The sequence below is a fragment of the Serratia sp. SM04 genome, assembly GCF_040280225.1.
GTDB classification, from domain to species: domain Bacteria; phylum Pseudomonadota; class Gammaproteobacteria; order Enterobacterales; family Enterobacteriaceae; genus Serratia; species Serratia sarumanii.
This window is the reverse complement of the sequence record NZ_JBEOQT010000021.1, coordinates 913376-934591: the sequence shown is the minus strand read 5'-3', so window position 1 is coordinate 934591 and position 21216 is coordinate 913376. Positions and strand designations below refer to the sequence as shown.

At 55.2% G+C, this 21216-nt stretch carries 19 protein-coding genes and 2 pseudogenes; 9 read left to right on the top strand and 12 right to left on the bottom strand.

Going from position 1 to position 21216, the window contains the following annotated elements; genetic code table 11:
• Nucleotides 1-56 precede the first annotated feature (56 nt).
• From ABTW55_RS18880 to ABTW55_RS18870, 3 genes are all read right to left on the bottom strand, one after another.
• A complete protein-coding gene (locus ABTW55_RS18880; protein ID WP_373681957.1) occupies nt 57-743 on the bottom strand; it encodes a molecular chaperone in 687 nt (228 codons plus the stop codon).
• A 159-nt stretch (nt 744-902) separates the two neighbouring features.
• Nucleotides 903-1430, bottom strand: coding sequence for a fimbrial protein (locus tag ABTW55_RS18875; RefSeq protein ID WP_230200587.1), 528 nt, complete (start codon nt 1428-1430; stop codon nt 903-905).
• 207 nt (nt 1431-1637) lie between these two features.
• Nucleotides 1638-2240, bottom strand: a complete 603-nt coding sequence (locus ABTW55_RS18870) for a LuxR C-terminal-related transcriptional regulator (RefSeq protein ID WP_060421596.1) — start codon at nt 2238-2240, stop codon at nt 1638-1640.
• A gap of 252 nt (nt 2241-2492) precedes the next feature.
• On the opposite strand from ABTW55_RS18870, the gene ABTW55_RS18865 reads away from it, so the two are divergent.
• Nucleotides 2493-3119: a response regulator gene (locus tag ABTW55_RS18865; protein ID WP_033635052.1), complete on the top strand. Its 627-nt coding sequence runs from the start codon at nt 2493-2495 to the stop codon at nt 3117-3119.
• Nucleotides 3120-3209: 90 nt separating this feature from the next.
• Entirely contained in the window at nt 3210-6743 is a 3534-nt protein-coding gene (locus tag ABTW55_RS18860; protein WP_080432591.1) for an ATP-binding protein, read from the top strand.
• 39 nt (nt 6744-6782) lie between these two features.
• Here ABTW55_RS18860 and ABTW55_RS18855 read toward each other — a convergent pair whose 3' ends face one another.
• Nucleotides 6783-7745: a GlxA family transcriptional regulator gene (locus tag ABTW55_RS18855; protein ID WP_033635053.1), complete on the bottom strand. Its 963-nt coding sequence runs from the start codon at nt 7743-7745 to the stop codon at nt 6783-6785.
• Nucleotides 7746-7895: 150 nt separating this feature from the next.
• Between ABTW55_RS18855 and ABTW55_RS18850 the strand changes: the two genes are divergently transcribed.
• The 5 genes from ABTW55_RS18850 to ABTW55_RS18830 all read left to right on the top strand — a co-directional run bounded on the left by ABTW55_RS18850 (nt 7896) and on the right by ABTW55_RS18830 (nt 11444).
• Nucleotides 7896-8597 (top strand): cysteine hydrolase family protein, encoded by a 702-nt coding sequence (locus ABTW55_RS18850; RefSeq protein WP_060421599.1) that lies wholly within the window; start codon nt 7896-7898, stop codon nt 8595-8597.
• A gap of 343 nt (nt 8598-8940) precedes the next feature.
• Nucleotides 8941-9414: a heme-binding protein gene (locus ABTW55_RS18845; RefSeq protein WP_033635055.1), complete on the top strand. Its 474-nt coding sequence runs from the start codon at nt 8941-8943 to the stop codon at nt 9412-9414.
• A gap of 88 nt (nt 9415-9502) precedes the next feature.
• The gene (locus ABTW55_RS18840) at nt 9503-10192 is read left to right on the top strand and encodes an outer membrane protein (RefSeq protein WP_060421602.1); all 690 of its coding nucleotides are present in this window, start codon (nt 9503-9505) and stop codon (nt 10190-10192) included.
• Between the two features lie 337 nt (nt 10193-10529).
• Nucleotides 10530-10946: a hydroxyisourate hydrolase gene (uraH, locus tag ABTW55_RS18835; protein WP_060421604.1), complete on the top strand. Its 417-nt coding sequence runs from the start codon at nt 10530-10532 to the stop codon at nt 10944-10946.
• A gap of 222 nt (nt 10947-11168) precedes the next feature.
• Nucleotides 11169-11444, top strand: a complete 276-nt coding sequence (locus tag ABTW55_RS18830; RefSeq protein WP_060421607.1) for a type 1 fimbrial protein — start codon at nt 11169-11171, stop codon at nt 11442-11444.
• Nucleotides 11445-11468: 24 nt separating this feature from the next.
• Here ABTW55_RS18830 and umuC read toward each other — a convergent pair whose 3' ends face one another.
• The 6 genes from umuC to umuD form a co-directional block, all read right to left on the bottom strand.
• Entirely contained in the window at nt 11469-12779 is a 1311-nt protein-coding gene (umuC, locus tag ABTW55_RS18825; protein ID WP_060421610.1) for a translesion error-prone DNA polymerase V subunit UmuC, read from the bottom strand.
• A gap of 180 nt (nt 12780-12959) precedes the next feature.
• Nucleotides 12960-13670 carry an energy transducer TonB gene (locus tag ABTW55_RS18820; RefSeq protein WP_200761770.1) on the bottom strand — a complete coding sequence of 237 codons (711 nt, stop codon included), beginning with the start codon at nt 13668-13670 and terminating at the stop codon, nt 12960-12962.
• A 271-nt stretch (nt 13671-13941) separates the two neighbouring features.
• Nucleotides 13942-14859: a FecR domain-containing protein gene (locus ABTW55_RS18815; RefSeq protein ID WP_060421612.1), complete on the bottom strand. Its 918-nt coding sequence runs from the start codon at nt 14857-14859 to the stop codon at nt 13942-13944.
• 17 nt (nt 14860-14876) lie between these two features.
• A complete protein-coding gene (locus ABTW55_RS18810; protein WP_025303329.1) occupies nt 14877-15389 on the bottom strand; it encodes a sigma-70 family RNA polymerase sigma factor in 513 nt (170 codons plus the stop codon).
• A 167-nt stretch (nt 15390-15556) separates the two neighbouring features.
• Nucleotides 15557-18094 carry a TonB-dependent receptor gene (locus ABTW55_RS18805; RefSeq protein ID WP_049234747.1) on the bottom strand — a complete coding sequence of 846 codons (2538 nt, stop codon included), beginning with the start codon at nt 18092-18094 and terminating at the stop codon, nt 15557-15559.
• A 95-nt stretch (nt 18095-18189) separates the two neighbouring features.
• Nucleotides 18190-18624: a translesion error-prone DNA polymerase V autoproteolytic subunit gene (gene umuD / locus ABTW55_RS18800; protein ID WP_033635060.1), complete on the bottom strand. Its 435-nt coding sequence runs from the start codon at nt 18622-18624 to the stop codon at nt 18190-18192.
• Between the two features lie 396 nt (nt 18625-19020).
• On the opposite strand from umuD, the pseudogene ABTW55_RS18795 reads away from it, so the two are divergent.
• A pseudogene (locus ABTW55_RS18795) lies at nt 19021-19227 on the top strand (resolvase); the annotation flags it as partial.
• A gap of 58 nt (nt 19228-19285) precedes the next feature.
• On the opposite strand, the gene ABTW55_RS18790 reads toward ABTW55_RS18795, so the two are convergent.
• Both ABTW55_RS18790 and ABTW55_RS18785 read right to left on the bottom strand, forming a co-directional pair.
• A complete protein-coding gene (locus tag ABTW55_RS18790) occupies nt 19286-19657 on the bottom strand; it encodes a hypothetical protein (RefSeq protein ID WP_126171699.1) in 372 nt (123 codons plus the stop codon).
• 212 nt (nt 19658-19869) lie between these two features.
• Nucleotides 19870-20061 (bottom strand): annotated as a pseudogene (locus tag ABTW55_RS18785) (DNA polymerase V); the annotation flags it as partial.
• A gap of 306 nt (nt 20062-20367) precedes the next feature.
• Here ABTW55_RS18785 and fdhD point away from each other — a divergent pair.
• Nucleotides 20368-21210 carry a formate dehydrogenase accessory sulfurtransferase FdhD gene (gene fdhD / locus ABTW55_RS18780; RefSeq protein ID WP_025303336.1) on the top strand — a complete coding sequence of 281 codons (843 nt, stop codon included), beginning with the start codon at nt 20368-20370 and terminating at the stop codon, nt 21208-21210.
• Nucleotides 21211-21216: the final 6 nt, after the last annotated feature.

The following is a 21216-nucleotide window of genomic DNA, read 5'->3' as shown; positions in this document are numbered from 1 at the left end:
TAAATGGCTGTAGGTATGTTGTGTGGTAATTGCGCGAGGTGTTGCGAGATTGAGCGCTAGAACGCCTGATTGGCCGCCGGCGTGATGCCGCCATAATCGTTGATCGCCTGCCAGCTCACCTGAGCGCCGGCCCCGACCGGCATCGGCCAACTCAGTGAGCCTTTAGGCCCAACGGTGCCCGCCTCTTTGATCTCCTTACCGCCAACCTTGACGCTGTAGAACGCCACATAATAAGGCGTGGGGTTATTCACCCGCAGCTGGTTGCCCTGGCGGCTGAACGTGAGCTTTTGATAGGCTTCGGCGGCATTGCCACTCAACCCTGAAGGCCGATAGATCAGCTTGATGCGCGTCTTGACCGAGATCAGCAAACGGTTTTGATCCGACGGCTCGGTGGAAGGAATGGATTTAATATTCAGCCAATACAGCGATTCCCGATCATCCGGCAGTTTCCCGCCGGTGCGAACGATACGCAGCACGTTTTCCTGGCCGGCATCCAGACGGAACAACGGTGGCGTAATCAGAAACGGCGGCTTGCTGCTGCCGCTCCCCGCGGCATTTTCTACCCAGGACTGGATCAGGTACGGTGCAGTTTTTTCCGGGTTATTGACGGAAATAGCGGCCTCTTTTTTAGCGCCGTCATAAATAACCCGGGTACCGCCGACCACCACGCCGGCCCAAACACACTGCGCGGCGCTCAGCAAACCCACGGCAAGGCAAAGCGATTTAACCCCTGGTAACACGATAGCTTCTCCCACTTTTCATTAACGTGGTGAATCAGATAAACAGCGGCGCCGAATGACGCCGCCACAACAAGATGGGCTTCCCTGCCCGGCGGCGAAATGACGCCCATCTACTTTCGCCGCGCTCATCTCTTAAATGGCGGTGCTGACCGCCAAGCTGGTTTAGTTGTAAGAGATAGTGAAGTCGCTGACGGCATTAGCGGTACCGGCCTGTACGGTCGCCGCTGTCGCCATGTATTTGGCAACGTAGGTAAAGGTGGTTGGTGCCGTGGTGGACAGCGCCTTGCTGGCGGATCGGATGCTGACCGGCAGTTGGGTCACGGAGTCTTCTTCATAGATCCCCACACCGACGCCGGTCGCCACACCGGTGCCCGGGGTCAGCGCCAGCAGGGTGCTGTTGGCGGTATCAGCCTGGCCATCGAAAACAACCGAAGCGGTGGCTGCAGAGGCAGGGCAAGATTCCAGCGTCACGTTGAAACGGGAAGCGCCGGAGACCGCACCCGCCGCGTCAAAGCTGCTTGCACTGATGGTGCCCAGATTTACCGTTTGGGTTTTGGTGCCGGCACTGACCGTACAAGCGGCATCGGTGATATTACCGGTGAAGTTAATGGTACCGTCGGCAGCCTGAGCCACAGAAGCAAACGCGGAACCCGCCAGAATAACCATTGCGATAGTTGTCTTGTTCATCATGATGTTGTTCACTTATATCCTTTGAGTAAATTCCAGCCGTCAGGAACCCTATCAAGCAGGTGAATTGCTCCATAACGGCGACATGAGTGGGCAGTGCCATCTTCTTTATGCAGAGAGTCACTGCGCCAATAAAACCCCTGGGTGTTGGGTTTTACTTTTCCCTCTGCCGAGGCAAAGAGAAAAATAAAATCCGAGCACCTACGCCCCCTATAAAGCATTGCCGATAGCATAATGTTTTTTGCTGGCCAATATTTCATTCAGGCTATTCAACCCAGCACGGCGCAAACCGCTCAATTTATAACGACTGACCGTACGGTAAGAAATCCCCATCGTTCTAGCAATATCGCAAGGACGCTCACCTTTCAATAAGGCGCTTAATACCTCTCGCTCCTGTGGCAAATAGCAATGTTCATCGCCATATTCAGCCACGGCATCTTTTTCTGAAAACAAGATGCGCGCGATTATCGTAATCAATTCATTTAATGCGACCTGTTTGCTGACCACCGCATCGAACCCCGCCGCCAGAAACGTTTTGCTCAACACCGCAGAGGATTTATCCATTAACAGAATACGACCTCTCGTCGGGTATCGGGACAAATTCAGCAACCGAGAAAAATCATCGGAGTGGTTGCCTATTCCGCAAATCACCATATCGATAGGTTTTCTTTCAACCAATCGCAGCAGGTCATAGTATGACTTCGCCACCCCGGCAATATGCCAACCCGGTATTTTTCCGCACAGCAAAGTAATACCTTGCACCGTATATTGACAGCTATCTAAAATAGCGATGCATTTCTCTTTCTTATCCATTGCCACTTTTTTAGCGCCCTCTCTATCGAACCGTTAATTGCGCCGTTCCATAGTGAGCTATATTGACGCACCGCGGCCTAAATAAATATCAGGCAAGGTTGCATTGCGTGTAGTCCACGCATGATTATCGTGTAAGGCAATGATGACAAATTATTTCGTTGCAGTATCTAAATACGCTCATTAAACTGTGTATTACGATGAAGACGGTGTCGCCGCGCAGAAACACCGCCACTTATTAAGCGGGAAGATGAAATGAATAATGTATTGATCGTGGACGATCATCCGGTCGCTCGGCTGGCTGTCAGAATGTTGTTGGAAAAAGACGGCATGGTGATCGTCGGCGAAACGGATGACGGTCTTGAGGCGCTGAAGCTCGCCCGGCAACTTCTCCCCGATCTCATTTTGGTTGATATCGATATTCCCTCACTAAACGGCATTGATGTCGTGCAACGCCTGCGCAATAACGAATTCCGGGGCGGCATTCTGGTATTGACGGGCAAAGATGACGAACACTACATCAAACGCTGCGCCACCGCCGGCGCCGACGGTTTTATCAGCAAACGCAATAATCTCACCGAACTTCATGATGCGGTGCGTGCGATAAGAGGTGGCTACGGTTACTTCCCGCTCAATCGGGCGCGTCTGGAAGCGGCAAATGCGGCGCCGCTGGATGACAAAGGCAAGATCGCTTCGCTTTCCGCCAAAGAGTTGCAGGTGCTGCGTTTAATGGCGCGGGGCTTAAAAATCATCGAAATTGCGCAGCAAATGCGGATCAGCGATAAAACCGTCAGCACCTATAAACGCCGACTGATGCAAAAGCTTGAGCTGCAAAATATGCTCGAACTGTACGACTTCACTCAACGCAACAACCTGGACTGAGCCTCTGCCATGCGCCATATGCTGCTTTGCATTTTGTTGTTGCTGTCAACGCCGCTGCTCGCAGAGCCTCATGCCGAAGCCCCCCAAAGCATGAAGCTGTTCAGCCGCGAAACCGTCACGCCGCTCAATTTCACGCTCAGCGACGACGACTGGCGTTGGCTGGGGCAAAAGCGCGAAGTCAATATCGCCACCTACGCCCCCGAAAATCCACCTTTCGCCATTATTCCCGAATCGGGCACCTTCGAAGGCATCTCCGCCGACTATGCCTTGCTGGTATTGCGCTATCTCGGCCTGAGATTCCACGTACTGCATTATCCTAATCGCAACGCCGCGCTGGATGGGATGCGCAGCGGCAAAGTGGATATTTTGCTGGATGACGACGGCGGCCTGTTGACGCAGCAACCTGGCCTGATTAAGAGCATGCCTTATATGCCGGATCATCCGGCGCTGGTCTCCCGCGAGACGGCCATGTCCAAGCCAATGCCGGTGCTTGCCGAGGCGCGCATCGCGCTGGTGCGCGGATACCTGAGCGACGACTGGGTGGCGAACCATTACCCCAATGCAAAAATCACCCGCTATCCCTCGCCGCAAAGCGCCTTGTCTTCGGTGGCGTTCAGTGAAAACGACTATTTTATCGGCAGTCTGACCACCGCCAGTTTTTTAATCGAGCGCAACTACGCCACCACACTGTCCATCGCGGACATCTTCCCGCAAGAAGATACCGGCCCCCGCTTCGTTTTTCGCGAGGCGGACATTCCGCTGCAACGTTCCGTTGATGCCGTGCTGCAGTCGATATCCCCCGTTCAACACAAGGTCATCTTCCGTCATTGGAGCCAAGGCCCCAATCTGTGGCTGTATCAATCTCGCTTGCCGTTAACCGAACGCGAACAACGCTGGCTGTCGCAACACAGCGAACTGCGCGTAGTCATTAACCCGCTGTATGCACCTTTCACTTTGTTTGACACACAAAAACAGTTTCACGGCATTTCAGCGGACATTTTGCGGCTGATCCATCTGCGCACCGGCTTGAATTTTAAGGCGGTGGAATCCGACACCATCGGCGACATGTTCGATTTGGTCAAACAGCAACGCGCGGATTTTATCGCCGCCATGAGCTACAGCACGCCGCGGGATAAACAGCTGCTGTTTACCCGCCCTTACGTGTTGCCGCCTTTCGTCTTGGTCGTCCGGGATAGCCTGACCGCTCCGCACGCCTTAACGGATCATCTCACAATCGCCATCACCCCCGACAACGCGCTGCGGCCATGGCTCAAAGCGCAATATCCATCGCTGACGCTGATCGATGCCGAAAACGCCAGCGTAGCGATGCAAATGGTCAACGAGGGCAAAGCGGACGGCGCGGTGAACAACCTGATCGGTGCCCGTTACCTGATCGATCGTTATTTTCGCGGGAAACTTAAGATCGCTTTCCGGTTGGGCGAACACCCCGCACGCATCGGTTTTGCCGTGGGGCGCGATCAACCGGAGTTATACAGCATCCTCAACAAAGCGTTAGCCGATATTCCACCGCGTGATATCTCGATGATCGCCAACAAATGGCAAGGCACGCCGGATGTCAAACTGGATACCTGGGCGGTTTATCAGAGTGAGTTTTATTGGTTGGCCGGGGTTTTCGCCGTGTTAGTCATCACCTCGCTAATTTGGAATTACTATCTGCATCGCGAGATTCGCCTGCGCAAAGAGGCGCAGACCAAACTGCAAGAGCAGGCCACATTCCGGGAAACGCTGTTCAACGGCACGCCGGTGCCGGTTTATGTGGTCGATGCCGGCGGCAACCTGATCAACTACAACCCAGCCTGGGCACTGTTTTTTACCGGTGAAGGCGAAAGCCTCAGCCGCTTGCCGTTGAATTCCGCCAAACATCCGCTGGCTGATATTTTCCACGATATTCGCCCGCTGCTTACCGACACCGTGACACCGGCGTCATCACCTAAACACTACCGGGTCTATAACGGCGTGGAAGAGCGGGTCATTGTTCATCAGGCGGTCACCTATCAGGATCATACCGGCGCCGTGGCGGGGCTGATCGGCAGTTGGCAAGACATCACCGAACATGAAACGTTGTTGGCCGCGCTGTCGAATGCCCGGGAACGGGCAGAGCAGGCCAACAGAACCAAAAGCACCTTCCTGGCGACCATGAGCCACGAAATACGCACGCCGATCAGCGCCATTATCGGTCTGCTGGAATTGGCAGTCACTACGCCGGAACAACAACGTGCAGAAACGGAAAAAGACTCCATCCGCGTCGCCTATGACTCCGCCCTGTCGTTGATGGGCCTGATCGGCGACATTCTTGACCTGGCAAAAATCGAATCAGGCAAACTGGAATTAACGCCGGAATGGGTGCGGATAGACGATTTGGCTCTGCCTGTCGTTCACGTCTTCGACGGCCTGGCCAGGCAAAAAGGCATCACGCTCGAATGTCATATCGATGCCTTGCATCCCGACGAAGTGTATCTCGACCCGATGCGCCTGCGGCAAATATTGTCAAATCTGGTGAGCAACGCCATTAAATTCACCGACCAAGGCTTAGTGAACGTGCAAATCCACTGTTTGCCGGAGAATGAAAACCAAGCGATGCTGACGCTTATCGTCACCGATACCGGCGTCGGTATCGCGCCCGAAGAGCAAGCCACCATTTTCGCGCCCTATGTGCAATCCGAGGCCGGTAAGCATCAGCAGGGTACCGGTTTGGGGCTGGCGATCTGTGCACAATTGGTGTCAATGATGCAGGGCACCATCGATTTACACAGCCAACCCGAACGCGGTACGCGAATTACCGTCTGCATTCCGGTAGAGCACCGCCAACATCTGTCGATTGTCGCCAGCGAACGAGAAGTCATCACCAGCACCGAACAACCGCTGTGTATCCTGGCGGTTGACGATCACCCGGCGAATCGGCTTTTGCTCACCCGCCAGCTTTCCCGCCTGGGTCACCAGGTCATTGAAGCGGAAAACGGGCGGCAAGCGCTGGAGCTTTGGCTGACTCAGCCCATCGATCTGGTGATCACCGACTGCAATATGCCCGTTATGGACGGACTCGAACTCACCCGCCAGCTTCGCCAACAACAGAGGAAACCGCTCATCATCCTGGGCTTGACGGCCAATGCGCAACCGGAAGAACGCGTGCGTTGCATTGCCGCCGGCATGGACGACTGTTTGTTCAAACCGTTGCGTTTATCGCAGTTGGATGCGCTATTAAAACGGCTCCCAAGGCAGTCTGCCGAATGGGGGAAGGAAAGCCGCGTTACCCTGCAGGAATTGGTCGACCTGCCCGCGTTGGAGGGCCTGGCGCAGCAGGATAAAACGTTGTTGCGTCATCTGCTGCTTGCTACTCGCGAAGAAAATGCGCGTGACATGCAACATAGCCGTCAGTTGCTCGATGAGGAGAATTGGCAGGGATTGGCTCGCAGCCTGCACCGCCTGGCCGGTGCGACCCAAATCGTCGGCGCCGCCGAAGCGGAAAATCATTGCCGCAGTTTGGAGCAGTATTGTGAAAATACCGCCGCCCCGGATAAAGAACAGGTTGCGCAAAAATTGCACCTGGCCCTCTCCGCGCTTCAGCGCCTGAATCAGGCGATTGACGACTTTACCGCAGAGTGATGACGTCCCCCAGCGCGATAATCGCGGGGGGGAAGGTCTCTACTTCACCTTGAGATGAAACTCTTTGCGATAGCGTGATGGGGACGTTTTGAATTGCTGTTGAAAATGCCGCCGCATGGAAAGCGTAGAGCTGAAGCCAGCCACCAGGGCAATTTGTTCAATCGATTGGTCGGTTTTTTCCAGGAATCGCTGGGCGAGAGCCAGCCGTTGGCTTAACAGCCATTGCGTGAGGGTTGTCCCCGTCGACTGTTGGAATCGCCGGGTAAACGTTCGACGACTCATGTACGCTTTATCCGCCAAAGCCTCGACGGTATGAGGAAGTTGCAGATTGCTGACCGCCCAATCCAACGCCTTCATAAAGCGGTCTCCCCCCTGAGTATTGCATACCGCATGTTCAATAAACTGCGCTTGCCCCCCCTGGCGATGCGGCGGCACGACTAATTGGCGGGCCACCCTATTGGCGACTTCGGCGCCGCATTGCTGCCTGACCAAATGCAGGCAACAGTCAATACTGGCCGCCGTACCGGCTGATGTGATCACATCGCCATCGTCCACATACAGCACGTCACGATCGATAGAAACGGATGGATAACGCCGCATAAAATGCGGCATCCAATTCCAATGGGTTGTCGCGGGACGACCATGCAACATCCCGCTCTCAGCCAAAACGAACGCCCCCATACACAACCCGACCACTTTTGCGCCGCGCGAATGGGCGCGCTGCAGGGCCGAGATTAATTCCGCAGGCGGCATGACGGTGGGGTCGACCCAACTGGGGATAATGACGATATCGGCGTCATCCAACACCGATAAATCATGCTCCGCGATAATGGAAAAACCGGCGTTCGTTCTTAATGGTCCTGGCTGAGCGGCGCAAACCGTCATCTGATAATAAGGCATACCTTGCGGATTAAGGGCTTTTTCGAATACGGCACAGGGCACGGAAAGATGAAAGGGAATGATGCCATCAAAAACGACAATCCCTATCTTGGTTAATGACATGAGATTTCCTCAGCGTTTTCCCTCAAGTTTGGCTCAAAACGCTCGTTATTGCGTAGTTATGTATCTCGTCTCTGTGCGATAACGGTGACAAGATTTATACGTCTTCAAGACGTGGATACTTTATTTTAATGATAAATCGGGAGAAATGAGATGCGAAAAATGATCGCTTACAGTGCATTGGCTTTGTCTATGGCAGCATATAGCATGGGTTCACATGGCGCAATAAAACCCGCCGACCAGGCGCCTACCATTCGCACGCTGTCCGGTGCGGAAAATACCCGGAGTTTAGACAAAAACGCCACGGCGCTGATCGTTATTGATTTCCAAAATGAATACTTCGAGGGGAAAATGCCGATTCCCGACGGGAGAAAGGCATTGGACAACACCAAACGATTGATCGACTTTGCACATAAACATAGCATGCCGGTCTATTTCGTCCGTCATATTGGCCCGGCAAATGGCGCCTTATTTGCTGAAAACAGCAGGTTCGCCGAATTTCATCCGGCATTGCAACCCACACGCGCTGATTATGTCGTCACAAAAACAACGCCGAGTTCATTTGTCGGCACCGATCTTGACAAACAGCTCAAACAACGCGGCATCAAACAACTGATTGTCACCGGATTAATGACGCATATGTGCGTGTCTTCCACCGCGCGCGACGCTGTGCCATTAGGGTATAACGTGATCATTCCCGAAGACGCTACCGCTACGCGCGATCTGGCTACCTGGGACAATAAAGTGGTCGATCATAGAACATTGCAGCAGGCCGCCCTTGCCGGCGTCGCCGACGTTTTTGCTGAAATCAAAACCACACAGCAAGTTCTGGCGCTGCCTGTCGTAGGCGATTAAACATTCAACTCGGGTTGCCACTCAGGCAACCCGATATTCGGCGCTGCGACGGCATAACAACCTCACCGAATTATCGAAAGGATGACAAGACTATCATCCTTTCCTTACAAAACACTCAGGAATAGCTGATATTTTCCACCCCCTGAAATACATATAGTTTTCTCGTTGTCAGCGTGGCTGCAATTAAACATCATAAAGGCATAAGGGTTCCCATGTTTCGATATATTCTTTACGAACTGCCATTCGGAGTCCTGTTTTCCGTCATGATGACACTCGCTCTAATTCTCATTAGCGGGATTGCCTATTTTATTTTTTCAGGACTTTGACACTAAGGTAAATTCACATGAAAAACCGCGCAATGCTTTTTATTTTACTCTCCGCTATCGCGGCCGGCGCCGGCGCAAAATCGCTATCAACGCCGTCACTTTCTCTCTCGCAAGCCACTCAGCTGGCCAATACGGCGATCAAAGCGTGCGCCGCTAAAGGTTATAACGTCAGCGTGACCGTAGTAGACGCCGCAGGCTTGACCCGCGCCGTTCAACGTATGGATAACGCCGGGCCTCATACCCTCGAAGCCAGCTATAAAAAAGCCTATACCGCCGCGTCAAGCGGTGTGATGACCAGCCAATTGCTGGAGACCTCGCAGAAATACCCGGCGGCGCAAAACCTCTCCGACATTCCGGGTTTCTTGCTACTGGGCGGCGGGGTGCCGGTCAAAGAGAACGACAAAGTCATCGGCGCCATCGGCATTGGCGGTGCACCTAGCGGCAGTGTCGATGAGGCTTGTGCATTGGAAGCCATCACGCAAGCCCGCTGAAAACAGCAATAACTCATCATCGTGACGCACACTCTCGGAAAACGGAAGGCAGCGCCCTCTTGCCTGCCCATTTAACAAGGACATAATCATGAAACATCACTCTCGCCTGCTCTTGCTGCCCCTGATTTCATTGGGCGTATCTGCCGCCATGGCGGCCGAAGATCCCAAGAGCGGTTACTACGGCGCAATCAATGCCATCGAGACCCGCCAGCAAGCGCACAATATGGATCTCAGCGAGCGCCCCGGCATCGGTTCCTTCGTCGCCGGCAACGAGAAGCAAAACTTCCTCAATGGTTCACTGGCCGCCGGTTATCAATACGGCAACGGCTGGCGAACCGAGGGAGAATATGTTTTCAAGAAAAGCAATGAGTACACCAGCGGCTCATCGACCTTCGCTACCAGCTTCAACCACATGACAACCGATTCGCAGCGCCTGATGCTCAACGTTTATCGTGACTTCATGCTCACGGATAAATTCGCCGTCTACGCCACGGCCGGCGTCGGCATCGCCAAAATCGACGTCGGCGGTTGGCAGGGCAATGATACTCGCCACTTCGCCGACAGCACACAAACTAATTTCACCTATTCCCTGGGTGCCGGCGTGTCTTATGAGGTGCTGGAGAATCTGACCGCTTATGCCGGTTACCGTTATGTCGATATGGGCAATGTGGAGAGCGGGCGCAACACGTTCGTCAACGCCCGAGGGCTACAGGATGAAAACTTGCGCGCTCGCCTGACGAACAATGAATACCTGATTGGTATCCGTTATACGCTGTAAGATATATGACGCTTATCACCTGCACCGCCAAATGATGATAACCATGGCTCATAACTTTATTTTATTAATGAGCTTCAATAATTTCTATGGCACTCTTCACTGATTTATTACTGATTATATCGTTGACACTTTTAAGTCTTTTTAGCTTTCATCAACATATTAAGAAAAAAAGAGGAAAGAAACTGCTCCCCAACAAATACTTACCGGGCAGAGCACCACGAAACAGATTACGCTGAACTTATTTACTCTCATTCTCTTACTTTGTGTCTATCCCCAAGCGCCTGTTTCTCTCAGGCGCTTTTATTCTCATCCGCACGAGTATTCATGGAGAAAAAAAATGAAAATAGCGATCGGGCTGGCAATAGGTTTTACTCTCTCACCGTTATCTTTCCCTACCCTGGCCGAAACAATGAAGAATCCAATCAGCATTCACGTTTTAAACCTCCAGTCCGGGGAACCCTCGATCGGGATGACGGTGCTCCTGGAGCGGCAAGAGGGGCAGAACTGGCTCCGACTCTCTTCACAGACCACCGATTCTCAAGGTCGCATTGCTGCACTTTACCCGAAAAATGAGATCGTTAAGCCAGGGGTTTATAAAGTCACGTTCGAAACGCAAGCGTATTTCACTCAGTATCAGCAAATTTCATTTTATCCAGAAGTCCCCGTTATCATTCATATCGAAGACCCAAACAGGCATTATCACATACCGCTGTTAGTCAGCCAATATGGCTATTCAACCTACCGTGGCAGTTGACGTGGCATTATCCTCTCCCTCTTCCGGCGGCGGTGATGACACCCGCCGTCATCTTTCTCTTACAGTCATTCACGCCTTCCTTTCAATAAAAACCGGTAATGCTGACAGCCAATAAATCGCCTCCTGATATAAATGTCACTCCCTTTTCCTTACGATGAATTCAAAAAAGTGAAATGAATGAGATTCACGTCTTCTAATTTAAATATTACCTATGGGAACCCCATGATGAAAAATAAGATACTTATGCTAAAGGCTATCGCCATTTCCTATTTGATTACGATGGCACCGGCATACGCCACACCATCCGGAAACATCACCTTTTATGGTTTCATTACGGAGCCCACCTGTCTTTCGTCAGTACTGAATGAAAAATTCAACGTGGATTGTTCCAAGCGCAGCGATAAACCAGAGTCAGTCTGGGAACTCATCACCCATACCGAATTGGAATATCTTGGAACCAATAAAAATCTGGCGATCGCCCATATCGTCTATCGCTAAAGTTTCAGCCCACGCCGCCAGTGTTCACCCACGGCGTTTTTCTTCCTTCGGCTCGGCAGCGCGCGTCTCCCCCAGCCGCACCACCGGTATGTCTGCCAGCCGGGTGGTGTAGGCCGGCGACAGCATTTCGCGCTTCATTTGCCACGGCTTGACGATCCCCTGCCCGGCGAACCACACGCGCCCGCGCCCTTCCTGATTCAGGCGATCGAGGGTCGCCATCAACCGCTCGCTGTTGCGGCGCGGCGGGCAGTCGTCGAACAGATCGATTTGCGCCATGGCGGCGGCGCTGAAATCCCCCAGCACCACGCCGCCCTTCAGGTAACGTCGCCCTTCCTGCCAGATGCTTTCCAGCGCGCGCACCGCCATGGCGATGATGTCGCGGCTGTCGTTGCTCGGGGTTTGCAGCCGGGCGGTGCCCATATTGCTGTAATACCCTTCGCCCGCCGAATGCGGGCTGGTTTTGATAAACACCGACACGTTGCGGCAGTAGCGCTTTTCCTGCCGCAGCTTTTCGGCGGCGCGTTCGGCATAGCTGCAGATGGCCTCGCGCATGTGCGGGTAATGCGTCAGCCGCTGGCCGAACGAGCGGGAGCAGATGATCTGCTCTTTGGCGGCCGCCTCATCTTCCCACCGCAGGCACGATTCGCCGCGCAGCTCGCGTATCGTGCGCTCCAGCACCACGCTGAAGGTTTTACGCGCCAGTCGGGTATCGCAGTCCGCCAACTGCAGCGCTGTGTGAATACCCATCACCTGCAGCTGGCGAGTCAGGCGGCGCCCCACGCCCCATACCTCTTCCACCGGGATCAGCGCCAGCAGCTTGCGCTGGCGCGCTGGATCGGATAAATCCACCACGCCGCCGGTGCCGCGCCATTTCTTGGCGGCGAAGTTGGCCAGTTTGGCCAGCGTTTTGCTCGGCGCAATGCCGACCCCGACCGTTAAATGCAGCTCGCGCCGGATGCGATCGCGCACCCGCTGGCCGAACTGCTCCAGCGCTTCGCAGTGCGCCACGCCGTCCAGCCGCAGAAAGGCTTCATCCAGCGAGTAGATCTCCACCGCCGGCGCCATCTCTTCCAGCGTATCCATCACCCGGCGGGACATATCGGCGTACAGCGCGTAGTTAGAGGAGAACACCGCGACGTTGCGGCGGCGCATCTCCTCTTTGATCTTGAAATAAGGCGCGCCCATCGGCACGCCCAGCGCCTTCGCCTCGGCGCTGCGGGCGATCACGCAGCCGTCGTTGTTGGACAGCACGATCACCGGCCGCCCGCGCAGATCGGGCCGAAAGATGGTCTCGCAGGAGGCATAGAAGCTGTTGACGTCTACCAGGGCGAACATGGTTACCGACCTTTCATCGTCAGTGGGTTGTTATTCATAACGGCACCAAATTACTGTTCATGTATACAGTATTTGTATTTTTCTGGTGACGATCAAGTAGAAACCACCCCATCGCTGCTATCCGTTTGATGCGCATTGGCTTTTAACTCAGCCTCCGTTTACCTGGAGCCAGGTTTTTCATTAACGGCGAACTTCACGCAGATCGAAACGAATCGGAATGTTCACGCTGAATTCCGCCTGCCCCGCTGCGATCTCGTTGCCGGGCGCGGGCAGTGGAGAAGCGCGCTGCGGTAACTGAAGCGCCTCCCGGTCGAGCGAAGCAACCCCACTCGATCGCAATAGCTTCACGCCCAGCACGTTCCCCTGCCGATCCAACGTCACGGCAACCTGAACAATGCCCTGGCGCTGCTGGCGTACCGCCAGGGCCGGGTAGCGTTTGAAACGGCTCAAATGCGCCAACAGCAGGCCGCTCCAGACCGAGGCATCCTGGCTCGGCTGCGACGCCACGCTGGTTTGCGGCGCGGCAACACGCTTTCCATCCAGAGACGGCGGCGCGCTGGTGCTTGATGCTATTGAGCTTGCAGACGCTATTTTTTCCTGTTCCTTTTGCCTTGGACGCGGCAGTTCCGTCTTCGGTCTGATGGGGTCGTTCCGTTGCCCTTTGGCCTTGCTCTGCTGCTCCGTCGCACGCGGCGCATGAATCAGCGGAGGCATCGCCGCCTCCGGTTCCCGGTTGGCCTGCCGTTGCGCCACCGCCTGCACCTGGCGCACGCCGGTTGGCATCGGCTCTGCGTTGGGGATCGATTCCGCCTGCTCGGCAACCATCATCAACACCATCGGTTGCGCCGCGGGCAGCAACGGTGGCACCAGGTGATAACCAAGGCCAAACAACAACGCACCATGCAGACCCAACGCCAACACATTGGCGGTAGCCCAGCGCAATCGCCCGCCTGTAGGCGGTAAAGATAAATCGGCAGGTAATACGTTGTGATTCAACATGGAAAACGATACTCAGGTTAAGCGTGAAACAGACCAACGTACGCAGCGGTCAACGGCGGTCGGGGTATGTCAGAAAGGTCGTTTAGGCACGCGGCACCGGGCAGGGAACGAGAAAGAACAGACTAAACGAAAAGGAAATACCATAATGGCAGAGTAAAAAACTTTATGACACGGTAATGAAGTATTTTGACAGCATATTTACCCTAACCGGCAGCGCACCGGGCAGAGCCGCAATGACGCGCTCGGGGTCAGCCAGCGGGAACGCACCGGAGAGCCGCAGGCCGGCTACCTCCGGCCGGCAGCGAATAACGCCCTGACGATAACGCCCCAGCTCCATCAGGAAGTCGTCCAGCCGCATGTTGTCGGCCAACAGCATGCCTTGCCGCCAACCGGGCTCTTGCGTCACGCGGTACGGATCGCCAATGCCTTGCCGTCTTAATCTGCCGCCCTGACCGGCGTTGAGCACCGCGTTCCGATGCGCCGGCGAAAGGATCGTGACTCGGCCAAGATAAACGGCGATATCACTGTAGGTTTCCCACAGGCGAACGCTGAAGCGAGCAGCCTGCGCCACGATCTCGCCCTGCGGCAGCCTCACCGTCAACGCGCCGCTTTCCGGCGGCAGATTCACCATCATTTCACCTTCCAGCAATGCGGCCTGCTGAAGGCTGACGTTGACCGCCGTTTGCGTGTTCAGCATCAACTGCGCGCCATCCGCCAACGCGACGGTTTGCTGCTCCCCCACCGCCGTGCGGTAATCCGCCAGCCAGGGGCGCCATGGCAGCGCGCCAGAACCGATGCCAACCGACCCTACCACGCCGATGGCCGCCAGGCTTCTCAGCAACCGGCGGCGTTGCGGGTTTGGCAACTGCGACAGACTACGCTGCGCCGCCGCCCCGTTAAGCAGAGAAAAACGGGATGAAAACGCGGCGATATGCCGCCAGGCGCGTTCATTTTCCGGTTTCGCCTGATACCAACGCCGCCAGTTTTCCCTATCCGCGTCGCTTGCCTCTTCCGACATCAGCTGGGTTAACCAGGCGGCGGCCTCACGCGCGCTCTGCCGATCGATATCCGATTCCATCATGGGTTCCGCACCTGCCGTTACGCCGCCAATGCAAAGAAACAGTGCAAATTGGCGCGCTGCAGATATTGCTTTACCGAACTGGTCGACACCCGCAAACGTTCAGCGATGTCGCAATAACGCATGCCCTGCAGGTGCGCCAACAGGAAAGCCTCGCGAACGTGCGCCGGCAATCCGTCCAACGCCTGATCCAACTGTTCGAGCATTTCGAGGGTTTGTTGACGGACCTCCGGCGAGGGCGCCTCGATCGCCGGCAGCTCGCTCAAGGCCTGCAGATAGCTCTCTTCGATTGTTTTACGCCGGTAATAATTCGCCACCAGCCGGCGCGCCACGGTCGCCAGGAAGGGGCGTGGTTGCCGAATGGCAAGCAACTGCGGACTCAGTAAAATACTGATGAACGTATCCTGCGCCAGGTCTTCGGCGTGATGCGCGCACCCGACCTTCTGTCTCAGCCAATGGCATAGCCAACTGTGGTGCTCAAGGTAAAGCTGTTGAGCAAACCCGTTGGCTGCCGCGGCCTCTTTCCTTGCCATTCGGTGACACCAATTGATAATGAGATTGAAAATGATAATTATTATTATTTTAAAATTGTAACTTCTGTGTCAAGCGATTGCTGATGATTTATAAACGGCGAAAAAGTAGGGAAATACGGGAGAGAAAACGTGAAAAGGGGCCAAAATGGCCCCTGTTAGCAGGATATTCAGAAACGTTGGCTAACGCTAAACTTGATGTTGCGCCCTACGCCGGACACCGATTCGCCCAGGTAAGGGTAATAATCGCGGTTGAACAGGTTGTCCACCGCGACGCGAGCTTCGAAGCCCTGCAAACCGCTGGGCTGCCACGAGGCGAACAGGCCGTGCAATGCATAACCCGACGTTTTCGGCAGCGCCCAGACAACGGCCATCGGATCGCCGTCGGCCGGTGAACGATCCTGTTTACGCACAAAATCGCCGGTCCAGCCGAAGGCCATGTCCCACTGCGGTACTTTCATACCCAGCATCGCGTGTGCCGTAACGGGTGGAATTTCGGCAATCCAGGTTTCGTTGCCCCACGGATCGCGCGGTGAAGCGTCGCGTTTGCCGCGAATCGAGGAGAACGACAGGCTGCCGAACAGGCTTTCGCTGTCATAAAACGATTCGAGCTCCACGCCCTCAATGGTATAGCCCGGCAAGTTGCGATAGTTCGACAACGGTTGCCCACATTGGCCCCCATGCCGTGCGGCGTCGCACACTACGCCGCGACGATAGAAAATCTCGTCCTTGCCGCGATTGCGGAACAGCGTAGTGCGGATCTGCAGGCTGTCTCGCGCCATCAACACATCGTTGAAGTCCAGCACCGCGCCAAGGCGCACGCCCGTCATGCGTTCCACCTGCAGGCCGCGGCTGGTGCCGGGCACGCTGGAAGCGGCGTATTGCACTTCGTACTGTTCGTCGATCACCGGGGCGCGCCAGGTGCGGCTAACGTCGGCAAACAGGGACAGATTCGACGTCGCTTTCCACATCACGCCCAAATGCGGCGACCAGCCGGTATAGGTCACGCTGCTGTAATCATGGCCCACGAGCGGATCGCTGTCGTTATAGCGCGGCGCCCGGTTCGGTTGCCCGGTATTGGTCACATGATCGTAACGCACGCCCGGCGTCACGGTCAGGCTGCCGAAGCTGACCGCATCCTGTAGATAAACGCTGCGGGTTTCCTGTTCGCCCGCCGGCATGTAATACGGCTGGAAATAGCCGTAGTTGTAACTGGCGTTTTTCACCTGCGAGGGGTAATACATCAGGGTATCGCGCTGGTGTTTATGCCAACGCGCGCCGAGCAACAGCTTGTGTTCCAGCGGCCCGCTGGCGAAACGGCTTTCATTGCTGACGTCAAACTGCCGATCGGTATAGTTCACCCAGCTTTCATTGCCCAACGTACCGAGATAGCTGAACTTTGAAGCGGAATCCGGCCGCTTGTCATGCTGTTCTGTCTTCGAATAGGCATAAGACAGCGTCAGATTCAGCAACGGCTGCGCTTCCGGCGCCAGATTCCATTTCACCGAGTAATTGGTGTCCGTCTGGTCGCGATACACCAGAATGCGGCGCCACGCTTCTTCCCGGCCATATTTATCGATATCCGCCTGGCTGGGCGCGGCGATATCGTCCCGCTTGGCGGCAAAAGGCTGCCAGCCATCGGAATCGGAGCGCATCGCCGATAGCGTCAGCGTTTGCGCCTCGCTCAGATAAATATTGGTTTTTAACAGGTAGGAAGCCTGATCGTTGGCGGAATAGGCAAAGCGCGTGCCGTCCGGCCGCTTCAGGTTGCCGCCGTCACGCTTGCTCATGTAGATCAAACCGTCGGCAAATCCTTCCGGCGTACGGCCGTACAACGCACCGCTGTAAATGCCCTGGCGATCGTTGGTGTGGTAGCTGTATTTCAGCAAGCCGCCAAAATCTTCGCCCGGCAGCAGCATATCCCCGGCATCTTTGGTCTCCAGCGTAATGGTTCCGCCAAAGCCGCCATTGCCGTTCAACAGATTGTGCGGCCCCTTATCGACCTCAACCTTTTTCAGCAATTCGGGTTCAATGAATACCGAACCCTGCCGATATTTCTCAAATCCCTTCGGCGCCCCGTCCAGCACCACCTTCACATCTTCCATGTCGCCCATGCCCCAGATATTCAGGCTTTGGCCGCCCGGGCGCGGCGATCCCGCCATCCCTACGCCGGGCAAGCGATCAAGCAAACTGGCGATATTGTCTGCCTGCACGCGTTCGATGTCTTCTTTATCCAGCACCGAACGGCCGGCGGCGACGCTGTCGGACAAACCGCCGACCACCGACAGCTCCGGTATCGTCAACGGCTGAACCGGCCCGGCGTCGACCAACCGATATCCCTGTGCGGTTTGCTGAGCGCGCAATCCGCTGCCCGCCAACAGCGTATTGAACGCGTCGGTGAGGCGATAATGTCCCTGCAGGCCCGCGGTGCTTTTTCCACGCGTCTGTTCGGGCGTGAAAATCACTATCACGCCGGCCTTAGCGGCCGCCGTCTGCAAGGCGGGCGCCAGATCACCGGCGGGAATGGCGAAAGAAAGGATAGCGGGCTGTTCGACCGCCGAGGGTGATGCCGACGCACCGGGTGCCGCCATCGCGGAGGTAAGCATGCCCGATAGTGCGCATCCTATCCCGATAGCGACGCGCTTCCCGGTAATGCGTTTGGCTGATGTGAACGTACGCCCTGCGCCGTTCTTGTTTTTTATGGCCATGAAGGATTCCCCTGAGTGTATTGAACTGGAAACTCAGTAGAGAGGTCACGCCAACGAAAAGATCGGGCAGAAAAAAATGAAAAAAAGGGCCGAAGTTACCGCGCCGCGTAGACGATAAAGGTCACCACGCCGAAGATCTCCAGCTGCGCCTCGTCGTCGAACACGATCGGCGCATAGGCGGGATTCATCGGCAACAGCCGCACGTCGGGGTGGCGCTGCAGCTTTTTGACGGTGAATTCGCCGTCCACCGCGGCGATCACGATATTGCCGTGCTCCGGCGTCAGGGCGCTGTCGACGATCAGCAGATCGCCATCCTGGATATTGCCGTCGATCATCGACTCGCCGCTGGCGCGCACGAAGTAAGTGGCGTTGGGGTGCCGCACCAGCAGCTTGCCGATGTCCAGCCTGCTCTCGACATAGTCCTGCGCCGGGGAAGGAAAGCCGCAGGCCACGCGATCGGCAAACAGCGGTAACGTTAGGGGTTCACCTGGTGAAAAAGCATACAACCTTGAATTGCTCAGCATAATCATAACCAACCTGTATATTTATACAGTTAAGCATAAACAAAACGCGAACGCGTGCAACCCCCAATCCCCCTGCGGATCGCGCTTTCCCGCGTAATATAATAATTTTCTGAGTGATTTTTCCTGCAGCTTTTGGCGTTCTTCGCGTGTGTTTACACACATGATACCCACCAAAACTGTGGATAATGCGGCCCTCAGACCGTTGGCGTATCGATGGGCAGGATGAGTGAGGGATTGTCATTGCGAACGGCGCCGACGGCGGGCGATACCGGTTGCCAGACGAAACCCTCTGCCTGCAGGCTGTACACGTCAGCCTGCATTTGACCAGAGGGCGGGACTAAGCGGGTGTCGCGCGCGGCCGTCGGTCTCTGCTGCGTACAGCGCCGCAAAGAACAGCGGCAGGCCTTGCCTCACGGGAGGAACGGCGGACGGCTTTACAAAATGACGCCAATAAAATTGCGACTGGCAATGGCATCAATGGGACGGCCAGAGACGAAAGTCAGTACGTTATGCCAGGAGCTTGGGATAACCCGACAAACGCTGTACCGCCACATTTCCCCTGATGGTCCACTGCGAGCTGACGGTATAAAGCTGATCAACCGGGGATAATTTTAGCGGACGGAAAAATCTGGAGTTCCGGCGTAGAACCCCGAATAAGGAATAATCCTTAATTCATTTCAGGATTATTAATTCCATCTAAAACCTCTCGGCAATATTCTTTTTTATAGGCTTCATCATTACTTAATGACTTAACCAAAAAATCAGCATTTTTCCAACCATTATCCCAATGCGTATCGAATCCTGACTGTTCATACTTTAATGTTCTAGTTAATGAGTCTTTTATTTGTTTTTTATATTTATCAATTTTCTCATTGGTTGCCCCACAAACATCATGTGCAACACGAGCATTTGAGCCAGAAAAACCTATTGCTGAAATTGCCATCGCTTCATTTGATTTGTCGAAATCATTCGCATATGCCACAGCATTAGATAAAGCGAATATGACAAGAGCAGGTATGGTTTTTTTGTATGAAATCATCTTTCACCTCTACTCATTGATTGTTCATGGGGTCAGTTTGGATATCGAAAATTATTGTACATTAAGGCTGCTTTTTAATCAGTCTCAACTTCTTTATAGAAGGCCTGAATGCGACAAACTTGGGAAGTACTGTAGCCTGTCGCGTCTGCTGTTTCTCGGATGCTCAGTTTCCTAATCTGTCGGTAGTGCCTGATCCATCCTGCACGCTCCATCTCGCCGCTGGCGCGCACGAAGTAGGTGGCGTTGGGGTGCCGCACCAGCAGCTTGCCGATATCCAGCCTGCTCTCGACATAGTCCTGCGCCGGGGAAGGAAAGCCGCAGGCCACGCGATCGGCAAACAGCGGTAACGTCAGGGGTTCAGCTGGTGAAAAAGCATACAACCTTGAATTGCTCAGCATAATCATAACCAAACTGTATATTTATACAGTAAAGCATAAACAAAACGCGAACGCGTGCAACCCCCAATCCCCCTGCAGATCGCGCTTTGCCGCGTAATATAATAATTTTCTGAGCGATTTTTTTTTACGCCTGCTAAGGGTTTCACCGACCCTTGCACACACGTTATCCACCAAAACTGTGGATAACCTGGTGGGGTCGCCGGCAGACGTCATTCCCTGCGCGAGCGGGATCAGAATCCTGTATAATCCCCACACCTGCTAATAAGAATTCATCCCCGTCGGCGCCTCGTCACCGACGGTCACGAGAACGTTATGAACAAGCACCTGCTCCTCGCAGAAACCGACGATATCAAACAGGAATGCCTGTCGCGCCACGCGGTCTGGCAGCGCAACGATCTGGCCCAGGCGCAACAGGATTGGCTGGCGGAAGAAGTGCCGGTCGCCCTGGTGTACAACGGCATTTCCCACGTGGTGATGATGGCGACGCCGAAAGATCTGGCGGCCTTCGCCATCGGTTTTTCGCTGTCCGAAGGCATCATCGCCTCCCCCGACGATATCTACGACATCCGCCAACAGCCGGCCTGCAACGGCATTGAAGTGCATGTGGAACTCTCGAGCCGCCGTTTTATGCAGCTGAAAGAGAAGCGCCGCAGCCTGGCCGGCCGCACCGGCTGCGGCGTCTGCGGGGTGGAGCAACTGCAGGAGGTCGCCCAGCCCATCGCGCCGCTGCCCTTCACGCAACGCTTCGATTTGGCCCTGCTCGACCGGGCGTTGGCGCAGCTGCAGGAGGTGCAAACGGTGGGAAAACTGACCGGCTGCACCCACGCGGCGGCCTGGATCCAGCCGGATGGCGCGCTCAGCGGCGGGTGTGAAGACGTCGGCCGCCACGTGGCGCTCGACAAGCTGCTGGGCTACCGCAGCCAACAGGCGTGGCTGCAAGGGGCGGCGCTGGTGTCGAGCCGCGCCAGCTATGAAATGGTGCAAAAATCCGCCATGTGCGGCGTCGAGATCCTGTTCGCCGTTTCCGCCGCCACCCGCCTGGCGGTCGAGGTGGCCGAGCGCAGCAACCTGACGCTGGTGGGCTTCAGCAAGCCAGGGCGCGCCACCGTCTATACGCACCCGCAGCGGCTCTGGCAATCGACGACGGCGGCATAGCGCCGC